The sequence below is a fragment of the Roseixanthobacter psychrophilus genome, assembly GCF_043195195.1.
Lineage (GTDB): Bacteria > Pseudomonadota > Alphaproteobacteria > Rhizobiales > Xanthobacteraceae > NCEH01.
Window position 1 is genome coordinate 72705 of record NZ_JBAFWT010000002.1, and the last position, 14721, is coordinate 87425.

Consider the following 14721-nt stretch of genomic DNA (forward strand, 5'->3'; position numbering starts at 1 on the left):
GCCTTTGGTTTTTGCAGTGCGCGGCGATCGCTGGGCCTGCATGGTGAAGCTCAGGAAATGGCGAAAGAGGTCCGGCGGATCGCCCCGCCGCCGGCCGGGTGTGAAACGGGATCCGTGGCACGAAGCGTCACGGCCGCCGCTGCGACTGAAGGGATGCGTGGGATGCCTGGATTGACGGTGAATATGACCGGCGAACCGGTGGACGGGACCAATCCAGGCTTTCATCAACCCGACGCCCACGCGCACCGGGCAAGGCTCCCCGCCCCGAAACGCTGGTTGATGAATTGGGCAGGCGGCGCTCATCGGCACCCCCTAAATCGAAGGCAGAACTGCAGGGCCTCGCATGCGAGATAGGCCAGCGCATAGGCATAGCCAGCGCGATCATGGAGGAGCAGGGAGCGAAGCCGGGTCATGCGGACACCCGTTCGGCATCGGAGGTCAGCACCACTCGAAGGGCGCTGATGTCCGGGCGGCGGACGGGGCGAAACGCCGTCTGATCGTAGCAAAATTCGACGCCATTCCTCGGAGACACCGGGTTGAGGATCTCCTCCAGGCGGAGGCCCACAGTGTTGCCGACTTCCACGACGTCGCGCACCGTGTAGACGACGCCAACGTGCGGAAGAGCCACCCCAAGCCGGTCGGCGTTCCGACGCCAATGCTCGAAGCTGCTGACGCAAACAACGATAGTGCCGGGAGCCAGCTCGCTCATTCGGTCTCTCCCGCGTCCTGGGAAACCGGAAGCTGTGCAAGAATTGATTGGGGACGACTCGCCGGAAACGAGCCGTCCCCGTCCACCACCGCGCGAGGCTCGCGCACGGAGGCAGATCCATGTTCGACGAGAAGGTCACCGTCAAATTTGATTGCAAGGTATGCGGAGGAACCATCCTCACGCTTTCCGATGGCGAAGCCGATGACTCCACCGTCACATGCAAGGCCTGCGGGCAGGTCCTCGGTACTTGGCGAGATATCAAAGCGAAGGCCCAAGACGACGCCAAGGCGATCCTCGCGGATAGGGCGAGGGACGCGCTCAAGGGCTTCAAGGGCTGGAAGGTGTAGCAGGATGCGGTAGATCTCGATCATGCCGCCGCTCCTTCAACAACAGGGGCCGGCGCAAACGACGCCCAGCCGACAAAGGTGACGAAGGTGCTCGTCGCTCATATCAGCGCGCTCGCTCATGCGACCTTGCTCCTCTTGAGAGCGGACGGCGAGTGAGCCTTCACGATGTCATCGAGCGTGATCGGCAGCCCTCGGTTCCGGGCCGCATTCGCAACCTGCGCCCATCGCCGGGCCGGGATTACCCCTCGAACCTTCATAACGTGGACATGGCTTGGCTTCACCCCGATATCCTCGGCGAACTCCCTGACAGATGGCCAGAGACCGACAATCTCGATAGCGCTTTGGGGTGCAGATGCATCGCTCATGACTACATTGCTACATCAAGTAGCAAATTTGGTCAACTACCCATTGTAGCAAATTTATCGCTACCGTCCGGAGCATGAAAACGCGAGGCGAGCGCTTACGATTCTTGCGCGATCGCGCCGGCTACCGGTCGGCGCGGGATGCGGCGATGCATTTCGATATTCCAGTCTCGACGTTCAATGCGCATGAGCGGGCTGGGACGCCTGGCGGCCGCGACTTCGACGAAGACACCGCTGCGAAATATGCTCGCTGGTTCAGGAGCAACATGCTGTGGCTGTTTCACGGGCGAGGATCGCCTGACGCTCACATCGACAGCAGCGTAGTCGCAGAGGATGAGGAGCGGCCAGACCGGCTCGTTGATGAGCCGATGACCGTCGGCTCCGAGACCGGCCGTCGCGGACTTCCAGGCGATGCGTCCGCGCAGATCGATGTAACGGCGGGCATGGGGGGTGGCGGTCTTACCATCATCTCGGATGGCGTGCCCGGCCGGAAAGGAATGACGTTCGCCGCTGAGCATGTGCGGGATTTCTGGCGACTTCCGAAGGAGGTGACCGCCGCTCTCGGACTGCATGCCGCCGACATCGTCGTCATCCCCGTACAAGGCGACAGCATGGCTGAAACCCTCTCAGAGGGGGACTACGTGTTCGTGGACACGCGGCACCGCCTGCCCTCCCCAGACGGCCTCTACGTGCTGACTGACGATTTTGGCGGGCTGGTTGTAAAGCGACTCGAAGTCTCATCGCATCCTCGCGACGAAGAGGCGACTGTGCGGATCATCTCCGACAACCCCAGGCACGCGCCGAAAGAGCGGCAGCTTTCAGACCTTCAGATTATCGGACGGGTGGTGAGACGTTTCGGCGTGGTCGGGTAGGCGCGATATGGGTCAAAAGCGGGCGCCCTGCGGCCATATAACAAATGACAAGTCAAGCATTTTGTGCGATTCATACGCTATGATGGCAAGCAGGCTACGATTTCAATTCGATGAAAAAAAGGGCGTTGAGGCTCTGACTTATGTTGCCTCGAAGTGGCCTGGCGTTACTGCGTTCTTCGCCTCAAAGGTGCTATTTTTCGCAGAGAAACGGCACCTTAATCGATATTCGAGACCGATTGTCGGCGATACCTTCATAGCTATGCCCAATGGTCCCGTTCCGTCGACCCTTTATGATTTCATCAAGGGTCGTCTTGAGCAGGCTGGAGATCCTGACGCAATCATGGCGGCTCTGCTAATCGAGCGCGACCCCTACCCACGCGTGGCGGCTCAGAGGCAGCCGGATCTGGATGTCCTCTCCGACAGCGATATCGAATGCCTGGATGAGGCAATTGCTTTTTGCCGCGGCCGGAGCTTTGGAGTGCTATCCGGGCTCACCCATCAGGAACGAGCATGGGTAGAGGCGCCACTTAACGGCCCAATGGACTATGAACATATGATCGAGGGAGAAGGTGACGAGCGCGAAACTATCGTCGCCGAGGCCAGAGAGTTCGCGGCCTATGGTGTCCTGTGATCGTCGGCCACGTATACGTTGTTCACACGACGCTTGCGCGGCCGCCGAAAGACAAAATCACGATTTGCATCTGCGCCGGTGAAAATCTATTTTTCTGGATTAATACCAAACCTCAGCGGCATGGTCTTGGGCAATTACCGCTTACAGCTGTGGAGCACGCGGCTTTATCTCACGATTGCTTTCTCGACTGCTCGAGGGCAACGACATTTTCGCCCTACGAATTGAACACATCACAACATCGCGGGACAATCTCTGCTGCATTGGCCCTGCGTATCGTAGAGTCCCTAAGGAATGATCCGCCCAAGACGCTGCCGCGACGCTTTGTGCAACTGGCGATCAATAATCTTTCCGCCATGTTCGATGCCTAGATGCGGTGGCAGCTTCGTTCGACAGTCTTTTTTGTGACTTTCGACCTATCGACTCTCTCAAGCTGTAGCGCAACTATAGCGGGAATAGGGAGGAAGCTAATGACAGCTAAAGCGAGTGGATATTCAATCGGCACTCCAGACATGCCGGTGGTTCTTGGCATGGTTGCGCGAGGCGATCGGAAGCACGACATCGCTGCTTGGTTCGGTGTCAATCAGGGCCGCATCAAACAGGCCGAAAATGGGAAATGGGGCAGCCCGCCTCACACTCCAGCGCATCTTCTGCCGCCAAAGGGGGCGCCCGGCATCAAGGGGCGGCGTTTACGGGGAGAGGCAGAGGCCGCCCTCGATGCATTAAAGAAAGGCCACACGGCAATGGCCGAAGCGTTCTTAATGAAAGCGCTCGCCGAATACGACGCTAACGAGGCATAGCCCTAACCGCACGCGGTTGAACACTGTTCTGATAATCGCCAGGTTGTTCGAGGGATCGCCGGCAAGGCGGCACCCACATCAGGCGGGGCGAAAGACTGATGCCCTTCTCCCAGACGAACCACGCATAGCCTGTGGCCGTAGACGCTTTGGCATCGAGGCGACCTTTCACCATTGGCACGCGCTCGACGAACTGTGCAAATTTCGAAGGCGGGCTGTTGAGAAAAATGCCCTCGTATCTGCCTGAACTTTCAAGAAAAACCGTTCGGGCGAGAATGGCCACGCCACGCCTGGCCACCGTCATGGCCCGCTGCACAAACTCTTCGGCCAAACGGAATGGGGGATTTGTGATGACCCAATCGTGCGAAGCCGCCTCATAGGGGAAGGTGAGGAAGTCCCGCACCTTGCCGTAGCCATAGCCAAATGCGTCGGCCGCATCGACGGTCGCGAAATACTCGCCGAGCGGCCGTGCCATATGGCCGGCACCGCAGGCCGGCTCAAGACAGCTCATGCTCCCGAGGCTATGCTCTCCGATAACATATCGGCATAGCGCTCGCGTAGCCCACGGCGGCGTGGGGAAATCATCGGGGCTATCGGCCGGTTCGGTGCGTTGCGCCATGACAGCGTGCGATGTGTTCTGCATCGAATATCCCCTTTGTCATCCATTGCCCCCTGATTTGGTTAACGCGGAGTGAACAGGCCAACGCCGGACCTTCATGCGCCAGGGCAGCGCTGGAGTGAGTGTAGCAATCCCCATTCCATCGTGTCGAGCACGGCTCCGCAAAATTGCTACGATAGGTAGTTGACACTGCTACAGTGTGTAGTAATCTCATCCTCATCGAAGAGCGATGGGGATCGCAGATGACCACCGAGACCGAAACCTTCCAAACCGAACTCGCCGAGTACCTGGACGGGATGATCCCGCTCCCGGCCCACTGGAGCCCCGAGCAGCGGGCCGAGGCCAAGCGGGCATGCCGGGCGGCCAACGAAGCCCAGCGCCAGCACGAGATGGCCGGCTTCCTCTCCGGGATGCGGATGGTCTCCGAGGTCTCCGCCCGGGTCGCCGAGATGGGTCCCGAGGAAGATGAAGAGGAAGCGGCCTGAGATGGTCGCCACCGTCTCCACCCTCATCTGCATCATCACCACCGCCCTGCTGGTGGTCGCAATCTTCGCTGTTGTGCGCGGCCTGTTCCCCGATGGAGGCCCCGATGTCTGACCAGGATCTGGCCCGCCTGCTCGCCGAGGAAGCTCGGCTCAAGGCCGAGACGCTCCGGCTGATCGCTGAGGCGCGTCGGGAAATCGCCATCTGCAACCGCGGCGTGGCCGCTCGCTCGTTCGTCCTTTCGGGACGCCAGCGCCAGAGGAGCGCCGCATGACCATCGCGAATTCGCCGGGGCTGCGATCCCCCTTAGCAAACTCCGGCGAAGGGGAGGCCGGGATTCCCCCCGGCTCGGCCTCCCAACCTCTCATCATGGACATGGCGAGCGCTCCGCGCGACGGCTCCAGATTCTGGGGCATCGTGAACGGCAACGCGATCCGCATGTTCTGGCATTCGGGGTTCGGCGAGTTCGTCACCCGCTTCAACAGGATGGAGCTGGCTCCCGGCTATACCTTCGAGGACGGCTCGACCTTCCGGGACCATTCGCCCGAAATTTGCCGCCCCACCGCGTGGATGCACATCCCGGCCGCCCTTGGAGAGGAGGGCGACCGTGGGTGACAATTCGAAAATCGAATGGACCGACGCGACGTGGAACCCCATCGTCGGTTGCTCCATCGTCTCGCCCGGCTGCACCAATTGCTACGCCATGAAAATGGCGGATCGGTTGGAAGCCATGACGCCGAAGCCCAATGGTGAAGGCAATGCGCACCTTCTTCATTACCGGGGGACGACTACGCGCGGCGAGTTCATGAACAAGCCGCCCGTGTGGACCGGCAAGGTCGCCCTCGCGCCCGACCACATCCTCACCCAACCGCTGCGCTGGCGCCGCCCGCGGCGGATCTTCGTCAACTCGATGGGCGATCTCTTTCACGAGAGCGTGCCAGACGAGTGGATCGACCGGGTGTTCGCCGTCATGGCGCTGTGCCCGCAGCACACGTTCCAGGTGCTGACCAAGCGCAGCGCGCGGATGCGCGCTTATATCGGCGGCCTTGTGTGCGGAACCGGCTATCGCCCCTATGTGCGGCGGCCCGGCTGGACCGCTAAAGATCCCCGCGACGGCGACGCGGTTCTTCTGCTCGATGCGGATCAAGCTTGGCCTCTTCCGAATGTCCTGATCGGCGTCTCGGTGGAGGACCAGCGCCGGGCCGATGAGCGGCGCGAGGATCTTGCCGCGCTCGCCACCAGCGGATGGCAAACCTTCGTCTCCTACGAGCCCGCCCTCGGCCACGTGGATTGGACCGGCTGGGAATTCCTCTCCTGGCTTATCTCCGGTGGGGAGAGCGGCCCGCGCGCGCGCCCGTCGCACCCCGATTGGCACCGCGCCGCCCGTGATTTCTGCGCCGCGCACGGCATCCCCTACCTTTTCAAGCAGTGGGGCGAGTGGGCGGTGGCGATCGACCGAGAGCGGGATGACCCTGATTGGCGAGCCGATTACAGCCGAAAGTTCGCTGACGACGTCAAGACCCGTTGGCTGAACCTTGACGGCGGCCGCGGCTTCCACGGGGAGAAATTCCACGTCATGCGCCGCGTCGGCAAGCGCGCCGCCGGCCGCCTGCTCGACGGCGTGGAACACAACGGCATGCCGACCACAATCGCGAGGGTCGCATGACCGATCACCCGATCCTCTTCACGGCTTCCATGGTCCGCGGCCTCCTGCGCGAGATCGAGCGCCCAGGCACGGGCAAGACGCAGACCCGGCGCAATGGGCACCTGAAGCGCTTGCGGCGTTTCGGCGCCATCACCGAGTTCGGCCAGAGCGATACGCGCGGATATGACTGGCATTTCCGGGACCGTGGGATGCGCTGGCACGACCTGCGTCACAGCGAACTGCTGGCGGTGCTGCCCTATCAGGCTGGCGACCGCCTGTGGGTCCGCGAGGCGTGGCACGCGGCCCGGTCTCTCAACGGGACAGCCCCGCGCGACATCCCGCGTGATGCCGATATCGAATACGCCGCCACCAAGCGCAGCTATGCGGATATCGGCTTGGTGGGCAAGCCGCGCCCCAGCATGTACCTGCCCCGCTGGGCGTCCCGCATCACCCTCTACGTGACCGACGTGCGAGTGCAGCGGTTGCAGGATATCAGCCGCGAAGATGCCCTGGCAGAAGGAGTGCAGCGCGTCGGCGGCGGAATGCTCCGATGGGAGAATTGGTCTGCAGCCGAAGGCCAGAGCGGAACGTCACCGCAGGCGGCATATGCACTGCTCTGGAACAACATCAACGGCCCCGGCTCCTGGGACGCGAACCCATGGGTTGCCGCCTACACCTTCGTGCCGCGCCTCGGGAATATCGACGCCATGCCGGCCACCGCGGAGGCCGCATAGATGGCGCGCATTGTCCCCATCGGCGGCTGGCCTCCACGCCAGCAACGGACCACCGCAGCGACCCGGACGCGCAAGCCACCGCGCGAGCGCGGGCGCAAACTCGACGCCCTGCATCTGGCGTTCATCCGTCAACTGCCTTGCCTGATCACCGGCATGGTCGGCGACGTCGAGGCGGCGCACGTCCGGCTGTCCCTTCACGCCTGGGGCAAGGACAACGCCGGCACGTCCGCCCGGCCCTCGGATATGTGGACGCTCCCGCTGTCCCATTCCGCGCACCGCGATCAGCACGACATGGGTGAGCTGAAATTCTGGACCGAGGCCGGCATCAACCCTCTGCAGATCTGCCAGCAGCTCTATGGCGTGTCCGCCGCCTTGCGCATGTCGAAGGAGCCGCCCGACGCCATCGTCAGGCACATGACCAACATCATCAAGCGGGCCCGCGCGGAAGCGATTGATCTCGGCCGGGAGGACCCTCGATGAGAGACGAAGAAATCAAGCGCTTCGGCGCCGACATCGCCACCGCCATTCGCACTCGCGGCCAGCAACTGGCGGACGTCGCGCGGCTGCAAGGTCTCGGGTCCGGCGCTGAGATCATCACCTCCACGTTTGAGCATGCGGCACAGGTCGCGGAACTGCGCACCCAGATTGCTCGTATGAGCGCAGGGAGCAGGAAATCATGAGCCCGCGGCATTCATGCATGGGTCCGAACGAGATCAGTTACAGCTTCTGGCTGGTGTTCGACGCCGCCGGCAGCATGCGCTTCTCGCGCGGCGAGCCGTCCGTGTCGAGAGACGAACGGGCCATGGCTTGCACCGCCACTCTGCCGCGCTCGCTTTTCAGCACACCCACCCTCAAGGCGACCATCGGCATTTCGGACGCGGTGCCCAGCGCTTTTCATATCGACGTCGAGGCCGCCGGCGCTGCGCTGCGCCAGGTCGTCGGGTGCGACATCGACCTGCAGGTTATCCGCCATGAGGAGCGCGACACCGATGTCTGAGAAAGCCTTCTTCTTGGTCTGGAACCCGGAAGGTCGCACCCCGCATTACAGGCACCCGAGTCAAGCCAGCGCCCTGGCCGAGGCGAAGCGTCTCGCTGCGCTCAATCCCGGCCAGAAATTTTACGTGCTTCAGCCGCTCGCGATCGCGGCTACGCGCGACCCGGTCGAGATCGTGCACCTGGTGGTCGAGGTCGCCGGCGATGGCATCCCCTTTTGAGGATCTTCCAATGAACGAAGTGCCCCCGGTGGAACCATTTCAGGCGCGCGTCCGGCCTTGGATGCTGGAATGCTTCGGCATCGAGATTTGCGCCGACAAAGTGGAGCGCAACCATCGCTTTCTCGAAGAGGCTCTGGAGCTTGTCCAGGCCTGCGGCTGCACCGAGAGCGAGGCGCAGCAGCTCGTGCGCTACGTCTATGGGCGGCCGGTCGGAGAACTGGCACAGGAAGTCGGGGGTGTCATGGTCACGCTCGCTGCGCTGTGCCTCGCGCACGGTACGGACATGGATGTGGCCGGCGAGAAAGAACTCGCCAGGGTCTGGACGAAGGTCGAGCAGATCCGCGCCAAGCAGGCCGCGAAGCCAAAGAACTCGCCGTTGCCGCAGGAAGCGGCCCCTGCCGCACAGGGTGAGGTGATCAGCGCGCAGAGCGTCCGAGAAGCCATGGATAGCAAGGGCTTCTGGCGGTCTTGTTGCGGCTGCCACGAGTTGAACGAGGGCTACGCCACCGGACGATACAGTCCCGCCCTGAGGTGTCATTTAGGGCTTGGCTGCTTCGAATGCGGCGGCATTGGCGCGGTCTGGGACACGACCGATTATGAGGACATGGCGGCGTTTATGGCGGCCGAGCCCGCGACCGACCCTACGGGCATCGATGCTGTGCAGCTGGTGCGCGAGCACTTCGCGAGAACACAAGAGGCCATGGGCTTTCACGAGAGCGCTCGCATACTGCGGGCCGGGTCGAACTCGCCAATCGAACAGGGCATTGGGTTCGGCAGGGTGCTGATAGGCGTCCGCGCCGCTCTTGCCCATCTCGACATTGCCGACCTCTCAAAGCTGGGAAGCAAGTGACATGGCCCGCATCTATCTCGCGTCGTCGTGGCGCAACGCGTACCAGCCCTGGATGGTGGAACTTCTTCGGCACAACGGCCATCAAGTCTATGACTTCCGCAACCCGCCGCACTCGACCGGCTTCAAATGGGCGGACATCGGCCTGTCGGTGCCATGCACGGCTGAGGATTATAGGGCAGCTTTGCTATCCCACCCCCGGGCCGCCCAGGGCTTCAATGCAGATTTCAGTGCCATGCGGTGGGCTGACACGTGTCTGCTGTTGCTTCCATGCGGTCGATCCGCCCACCTCGAACTCGGCTGGATGGCCGGCGCCGGTAAGCGCACCCTAATCCTGACACGGGATGGCGAAGAGCCGGAGTTGATGGCCCTTCTTGCGGACAAGATCTGCATCAGCCCGCAAGAGGTGCTCGCTGAGCTTTCGGGGTTTTCTGCCCCTCCCAAAGGGGAGGCGTGAGCCATGCGCGTTCTGAACACCGAGGATGGCGCGCTCTGGGCAGCATTTGTCGAAGGCCATGTCGATCTTGCGACCATCTCTGAGGACGACATCCTTGATGCGATCGCCTGCGGTTGCCCGTGGGTGGTGGACGAGGACGATCTGCTGGAATTCGCGATGCTGCCCGTCCGACATTTCTACCTCACACAAGTGAACCCCGCCGGGTTTGACGTCCCCGGCTGGGCTGGTGACGACACCCATTGGCTATGCACTGCCGACGCGCTTGGCGCCCGCGCCGTCACTGGTATTAAAGGGAAGGTGTGAGCCATGTCACGCTACTGGTTTCATATCCCTTGGGGCACCGAGAAGGCACATGCCGAGCGCCTAGTGCGCGGCCTCTCGCGCATGCCCGGGAACTTTACCGCTGTCCTCTGCGAGGTCTGCAAGGGCCATGGCAAGACGCGCTATGAAGAGTGCCAATGGTGCGAAGCGACGGGCCTCACCTATGGCATGCGCTATGGTTCGCCGATGCACACTTCGGTGGTGCACCAAGTGCTAAACGCCGCGTCCGGAGACGAGTGACATGGCACAGCCGAAAATCTATCTCGCCGGTCCCGAGGTTTTCCGCGCTGATGCGATCTTCGAAGGCTACCGCCTCAAGAAGCTCTGTGCAGATCACGGCCTTACCGGTCTCTTCCCTCTCGATGAGCCTGCGCAGGACGCGCTTTCGATCTACCAGGGGTGCATCGGAGCCATCGACCGGTGCAGCATGATGGTGGCCAACATCTCACCCTTCCGCGGCCCCCACATGGATCCGGGGACCGCTTTCGAGATCGGCTATGCGATCGCGAAGGGCATTCCTGTCGTCGGCTGGACGAACTGCCCCGGCGAGATGCACGAGCGCATCGAGCACGAAAGCGCCGAAGGGATGCGGTGGGACAGGGCCGGCCACCAGGTCGAAGAGTTCGGGCTGACCGAAAACCTCATGATCACGGTGTCTATGCTGGCGCTGTGCGATTCCGCCGAAGAGGCCATCCGCGCGGCCGCCAACCACTTGAGCAAGGGGAGGTGACGATGGCGAAGCCTGTGCCGGCATCCACCCTGGCCGAGCGGTTCGGCTTCACGCCCCGCCATTGGATCCGGCTTGCCGCTGCAGGGAAGATCCCGGGTGCTCGCCAGCCGTTTGGCGAGCACGGCAAATGGGTCTTTGATCTCGACGCCGTCATGAAATGGTGGGACGCTCAGCGCGTACAGGTGACCGAATGGCCAATGTCTACAAGCGGGGCAAGACGTGGTGGGGCCGCGCCCAGAAAGACGGCCAGGAGTTTCGACGCTCCCTCGAAACGCGATCTGAAAGCGTCGCTCGCGAGCGTCTTAGGACGTGGCTCGCCGAATTAGACGCCGGCGCCTGGGGCGCGAAGCCCAAGATCACGCTCAACGAGGCGGCCGATACCTTCATCCTTGAGCACGGCCCGACCCTCCGAAAATCGTCGGTGAAGCGCTACGGTACGTCCATCCAGTGGCTCGATGAGAACATGGGCGGCAAGCTGCTCACCAGCATATCCAGCGCCGACCTGAAGGAGTTCGAGACGTGGCGGCGGTCCATGGGCGCGACGGCGCCGACCGTGCGCCGCGACCTCGCCTGCCTCTCCAGCATCTATGGCTTCGCCATCGAAAAGGAATGGGTGGACGCCAACCCGGTCGGCGCTTTTCTGAAGTCGCGGAAGAAGCGCGGCCTGCGCGAGGCACCATCTCGGACGCGGTACCTCACGCGAGCTGACGAAGCCCGCTTGCTCGAAGGCGCGATTCCGCGCGTCCGCGCCGCGATCCTCTTCGCGATCTATTCCGGGCTGCGCTCGGAAGAGCAATGGGGCCTGACCTGGGACCGGGTGGACCTCGATGCCAAGCAGGTGATGATCCCAAAGGAGACGGCTAAGGGGAAGCGCGATCGCACGGTGATCCTGCTCGAGCCAGCGCTTGAGGTGCTCCGTACGCTGCCGCGTCACATCCGATCGCCCTACGTCTTCTTCCACGCCGCCTCGGCGCCGGCGAGCCGGCAGGGCAGGGCGCGCGCGGTAGACATCGACGGGAATCGGTTCGGCCATATGTTGCGGGGGCTGAAGCGCGCGGCAGAGCGTGCCGGAATTTCAGGCTTGATCTGGCACGACCTTCGGCGAACCCATGGGTGCCGGCTGCTCCAGGAACAGGATTGGTCTTTGGAGATGGTGCGGGATCAGCTTGGACATTCGAGCGTCGTGCAGACCGAAAAGGCCTATGCCTTCCTCGAAGTCGAAACCCGCCGATCGCGGGTGGACCGGACAAATCCCGGCACAGGTGAAAGCCCCGCCAACGCAGGAACTCCACCCTTTGCCGATCCGCGTGGGCCCGTACAAAAACCGGCACAGGGAAAGAGGATTTCAAAAAAATAATGAGATGTGCCAATGTCCCGCGACTTCGAACCAGGGGATTTTGATTCCCCCATTCCCAGGTTCGAATCCTGGCGCCCCAGCCAGCGCACGGTGCCTCCCGCAACCGATATCCGCAGACTTTGAGCGCAGTTCGCGCGAGGGCGCCGACAAGCGGCACAATGCGCTGTTCGCCGGGTGCGCAGGCAAGGTGCAGAGCTTGTCTGGCTTGGTTTGTGCATGGTTCGACATCGCTCCGCACATCCGGCGGTGGCGTTCCGGGTATTTATTGCCCCAAATTGGGTCGCTGCGCCGTAGCTTATCACTGCAAAAATTTAAATATATCCAGTCTCAAAGATCAATTTAGCTGCGGAAACTCAAGTCATGATTGGTAGTAATCGGCGGACTATCTCTTTTCGGGGGCGGGCATGAATGAATTGGTAACGAAAATTCGCGTCCACAACGAAGATTTTTTCGTAGCAAGCACGATCGAACGCTGCCCGAAGAGCATGATGCTGCGGGAGTTGGTCAAAAATGCACTGGAGGCCGCGGCATCGGCGCCGCTCGGGGAGCGGCAGGTCGAGATCGCGGCCTGCCGCGTCGACGGCGTGCGCAAGCTCCGCATCTGGAACACGGGCGTGGGGATGAATGCGGAGGAGCTTTTCCGCATGTGCGACATCGCGTCCTCCATCGGCAAGATGCAGGGGCTGGACGGGAATTTCGGCATGGGGGCGAAGGTGGCCTCCCTGCCCTCGAACCACCATGGCGTGCGCTATCGCTCGTGCCGCGAGGGACGCGTCAGTGAAGTGCTGCTGGGCAAGCGCAGCGGCGTCTACGGGCGCGTTCTGCGCCCCGACCCCGTGACCGGCGCGCCGAGCGCGGTGCTCGACGTGACCGACCAGGTGAAGGCGGAGGGCTTGGGCACCGGCAGCGATTGGACCGAGGTGGTCCTGCTGGGCAACCGCGCGAGCCAGGATACCGTTGCCGACCCCTATGACGGGAACCCGAAGGTTCCCAAATGGTGGCTTCAACTGGCCCTTCAGCAGCGCTTCTTCCAGATTCGCGGCGATGTGGACGTGCTGCTCGGCCCGGATTTGCACGATCTTTCAGGCATGCGGCCATTCATTCCGTTCTTGCGCATCGTCGGCGAGAGCTTCGCCCGCTGGGACACGGTGCAGGTCGCGGACGGCGTGAAGGTGCATTTCGGCTATGATCCGGTCCATCTCGAGCGCGCCGAAGTCAATGCGTCCTACAAGGACAGTTTCAGCCGCGGCGTCAGCTTTGCCGGGTTGCTTCATGGTGACGAGCTCTACGAAGTGCGCATGTGGTCGGGGTGGACCGGCGAGGCGCCGAACTACGGCATCAGCTCCGATGCGCGGCATCTTTCGGTGCTGGTCGAGCTTGACGAGGATTATCCGGTCCGGGCGGAAGGGTATCGGCAGTTCCTGCGCTACAAGAACGGCGCGCAGGACCAGGTGCGGATGATGGATTTCGCGGCCATGGTGCGGGCCAATCATCCGGCCTGGCTGCGGGACATGATGCGCAGCGCATCGCCCGACCAGGCCCTCATCGGCAGCGTGAGGCAGCAGCTCGAGAAGCTGATCGCCTCTCTCGGCCTCAAGCGCCTGCGGCCGAAGTTCCGCAGCCCGCCGCCGGTTCCCAAGCCGCCCGCTCCGGCGAGCGACAAGACGAAGGAGCCGCCCGTGCCCGCGTCGGTTCAGCCGCCGGCCCCGCCGAAGCCTGCCGCCGAAGCCAAGCCCACGCCGCCCAAGCCGCCTGAAGCCAAGGCCAAGGAGCCGCCCGAGAAGAAAGACTCTCCGGAGAAGGTGGAGGATTTCGAGGAAATGCCCGAGCTGCTGCTGCTGCGCAGCGCACAAGAAGTGGCGGATCGCAACCTTCAGCACCGTGCGGCGCGGTTCTATCCGGAGTCCCACCAGCTCTACGTGAATCTGCGGTATCCGAGTGCGCAGCAGATGGCCGAGCTTCTGATCGCCTCCGCGCCGCCCGAGGTCGCGCCGGCGCTTGCCCGAGGAGCTGCGCAAGCCGCCGCGGAGAACGCATTGGTGCTGCGCCTCGGGCGCGCGCTGGTCTACGGGCTCGCCAAGCGAAATGCGACCGAGGGGTGGAGCGAGGCGGAACAGAAGCAGGTGCTCAGCAGCGAGGTTCTGACCCTCATTGCCGACGACCTGCACCTCGCTTTCCCGGCCGCCAAGGAGTTTTTCGACACGCGCATCGAGCGCGCAGTAAAGGACGCCGCCGACAGCCGGCGCGCGGTCGTGGAGATGATCGCATCCTGAGATGATCGCATCCTGGAGGGCGATCAGCCCCCGCTGCGCTTGCCTATGGTCGGGCGCAACGGGGGTGTCTCAGCTTTAACGCGGCAGGGCGCAAGCCGAGTGTGCCCCGTGCCACGGCTGGAACCTCATGAGATCAGGACGGTCTCGTTCAGCGGGCCGGCGGATCGATCTTGATCCCCTTCGGGCCGATGGTGATTTCCGTCGAATTCTTCTTATCCTGATAATCCCTGTAAGCGTAATAGCTGCCGAAGCCGACCACTACGACAAGGATGGCGATCACGGCATAAAGGGCACTGCGCGACATGTCCGGCGACTCCTTGGGTGTT

At 62.8% G+C, this 14721-nt stretch carries 24 protein-coding genes; 21 read left to right on the top strand and 3 right to left on the bottom strand.

Annotation, left to right across the window (positions count from 1 at the left end):
* Positions 1 to 409: 409 nt before the first annotated feature.
* Entirely contained in the window at positions 410 to 709 is a 300-nt protein-coding gene (locus tag V5F77_RS02650; protein ID WP_429003772.1) for a hypothetical protein, read from the bottom strand.
* Positions 710 to 828: 119 nt separating this feature from the next.
* Between V5F77_RS02650 and V5F77_RS02655 the strand changes: the two genes are divergently transcribed.
* The 5 genes from V5F77_RS02655 to V5F77_RS02675 all read left to right on the top strand — a co-directional run bounded on the left by V5F77_RS02655 (position 829) and on the right by V5F77_RS02675 (position 3718).
* Entirely contained in the window at positions 829 to 1056 is a 228-nt protein-coding gene (locus V5F77_RS02655) for an ECs_2282 family putative zinc-binding protein (protein ID WP_429003773.1), read from the top strand.
* Between the two features lie 511 nt (positions 1057 to 1567).
* Complete coding sequence (locus V5F77_RS02660) at positions 1568 to 2290, top strand: S24 family peptidase (protein ID WP_429003774.1); 723 nt, start codon at positions 1568 to 1570, stop codon at positions 2288 to 2290.
* Between the two features lie 79 nt (positions 2291 to 2369).
* Positions 2370 to 2921: a Panacea domain-containing protein gene (locus V5F77_RS02665; RefSeq protein WP_429003775.1), complete on the top strand. Its 552-nt coding sequence runs from the start codon at positions 2370 to 2372 to the stop codon at positions 2919 to 2921.
* Positions 2918 to 3289, top strand: coding sequence for a hypothetical protein (locus tag V5F77_RS02670; RefSeq protein WP_429003776.1), 372 nt, complete (start codon positions 2918 to 2920; stop codon positions 3287 to 3289). Before V5F77_RS02665 ends, V5F77_RS02670 begins: the two co-directional genes overlap by 4 nt.
* A gap of 99 nt (positions 3290 to 3388) precedes the next feature.
* Complete coding sequence (locus V5F77_RS02675; RefSeq protein ID WP_429003777.1) at positions 3389 to 3718, top strand: hypothetical protein; 330 nt, start codon at positions 3389 to 3391, stop codon at positions 3716 to 3718.
* Here V5F77_RS02675 and V5F77_RS02680 read toward each other — a convergent pair.
* The gene (locus V5F77_RS02680) at positions 3705 to 4190 is read right to left on the bottom strand and encodes an SAM-dependent methyltransferase (RefSeq protein ID WP_429003778.1); all 486 of its coding nucleotides are present in this window, start codon (positions 4188 to 4190) and stop codon (positions 3705 to 3707) included. The genes V5F77_RS02675 and V5F77_RS02680 overlap by 14 nt on opposite strands.
* 386 nt (positions 4191 to 4576) lie before the next feature.
* Here V5F77_RS02680 and V5F77_RS02685 point away from each other — a divergent pair, with 386 nt between their 5' ends.
* The 16 genes from V5F77_RS02685 to V5F77_RS02760 all read left to right on the top strand — a co-directional run bounded on the left by V5F77_RS02685 (position 4577) and on the right by V5F77_RS02760 (position 14395).
* On the top strand, positions 4577 to 4819 hold the full coding sequence (locus V5F77_RS02685) for a hypothetical protein (protein ID WP_429003779.1): 243 nt from the start codon (positions 4577 to 4579) through the stop codon (positions 4817 to 4819).
* A gap of 104 nt (positions 4820 to 4923) precedes the next feature.
* Entirely contained in the window at positions 4924 to 5091 is a 168-nt protein-coding gene (locus V5F77_RS02690; RefSeq protein WP_429003780.1) for a hypothetical protein, read from the top strand.
* Positions 5088 to 5432, top strand: a complete 345-nt coding sequence (locus V5F77_RS02695; RefSeq protein WP_429003781.1) for a hypothetical protein — start codon at positions 5088 to 5090, stop codon at positions 5430 to 5432. Before V5F77_RS02690 ends, V5F77_RS02695 begins: the two co-directional genes overlap by 4 nt.
* Complete coding sequence (locus V5F77_RS02700) at positions 5425 to 6483, top strand: phage Gp37/Gp68 family protein (protein ID WP_429003782.1); 1059 nt, start codon at positions 5425 to 5427, stop codon at positions 6481 to 6483. The genes V5F77_RS02695 and V5F77_RS02700 overlap by 8 nt, the downstream gene beginning before the upstream one ends.
* The gene (locus tag V5F77_RS02705; protein ID WP_429003783.1) at positions 6480 to 7196 is read left to right on the top strand and encodes a hypothetical protein; all 717 of its coding nucleotides are present in this window, start codon (positions 6480 to 6482) and stop codon (positions 7194 to 7196) included. The genes V5F77_RS02700 and V5F77_RS02705 overlap by 4 nt, the downstream gene beginning before the upstream one ends.
* Positions 7197 to 7676, top strand: coding sequence for a hypothetical protein (locus V5F77_RS02710; protein ID WP_429003784.1), 480 nt, complete (start codon positions 7197 to 7199; stop codon positions 7674 to 7676).
* Positions 7673 to 7876, top strand: coding sequence for a hypothetical protein (locus V5F77_RS02715; RefSeq protein WP_429003785.1), 204 nt, complete (start codon positions 7673 to 7675; stop codon positions 7874 to 7876). Before V5F77_RS02710 ends, V5F77_RS02715 begins: the two co-directional genes overlap by 4 nt.
* Entirely contained in the window at positions 7873 to 8193 is a 321-nt protein-coding gene (locus V5F77_RS02720; protein ID WP_429003786.1) for a hypothetical protein, read from the top strand. Before V5F77_RS02715 ends, V5F77_RS02720 begins: the two co-directional genes overlap by 4 nt.
* Complete coding sequence (locus V5F77_RS02725; RefSeq protein ID WP_429003787.1) at positions 8186 to 8410, top strand: hypothetical protein; 225 nt, start codon at positions 8186 to 8188, stop codon at positions 8408 to 8410. Before V5F77_RS02720 ends, V5F77_RS02725 begins: the two co-directional genes overlap by 8 nt.
* Before the next feature lie 61 nt (positions 8411 to 8471).
* Positions 8472 to 9260 (top strand): hypothetical protein, encoded by a 789-nt coding sequence (locus V5F77_RS02730; RefSeq protein ID WP_429003788.1) that lies wholly within the window; start codon positions 8472 to 8474, stop codon positions 9258 to 9260.
* A 1-nt stretch (position 9261) separates the two neighbouring features.
* Complete coding sequence (locus V5F77_RS02735) at positions 9262 to 9714, top strand: hypothetical protein (protein ID WP_429003789.1); 453 nt, start codon at positions 9262 to 9264, stop codon at positions 9712 to 9714.
* A 3-nt stretch (positions 9715 to 9717) separates the two neighbouring features.
* Entirely contained in the window at positions 9718 to 10017 is a 300-nt protein-coding gene (locus V5F77_RS02740) for a hypothetical protein (protein ID WP_429003790.1), read from the top strand.
* A gap of 3 nt (positions 10018 to 10020) precedes the next feature.
* On the top strand, positions 10021 to 10275 hold the full coding sequence (locus tag V5F77_RS02745; protein WP_429003791.1) for a hypothetical protein: 255 nt from the start codon (positions 10021 to 10023) through the stop codon (positions 10273 to 10275).
* Between the two features lies 1 nt (position 10276).
* A complete protein-coding gene (locus tag V5F77_RS02750) occupies positions 10277 to 10765 on the top strand; it encodes a nucleoside 2-deoxyribosyltransferase (RefSeq protein WP_429003792.1) in 489 nt (162 codons plus the stop codon).
* 190 nt (positions 10766 to 10955) lie between these two features.
* The gene (locus tag V5F77_RS02755; RefSeq protein WP_429003793.1) at positions 10956 to 12122 is read left to right on the top strand and encodes a tyrosine-type recombinase/integrase; all 1167 of its coding nucleotides are present in this window, start codon (positions 10956 to 10958) and stop codon (positions 12120 to 12122) included.
* A gap of 404 nt (positions 12123 to 12526) precedes the next feature.
* Complete coding sequence (locus V5F77_RS02760; RefSeq protein WP_429003794.1) at positions 12527 to 14395, top strand: ATP-binding protein; 1869 nt, start codon at positions 12527 to 12529, stop codon at positions 14393 to 14395.
* A 148-nt stretch (positions 14396 to 14543) separates the two neighbouring features.
* Here the strand turns inward: V5F77_RS02760 and V5F77_RS02765 are convergent, their stop codons facing one another.
* Positions 14544 to 14699 carry a hypothetical protein gene (locus tag V5F77_RS02765; RefSeq protein WP_429003795.1) on the bottom strand — a complete coding sequence of 52 codons (156 nt, stop codon included), beginning with the start codon at positions 14697 to 14699 and terminating at the stop codon, positions 14544 to 14546.
* Between the last annotated feature and the right edge of the window lie 22 nt (positions 14700 to 14721).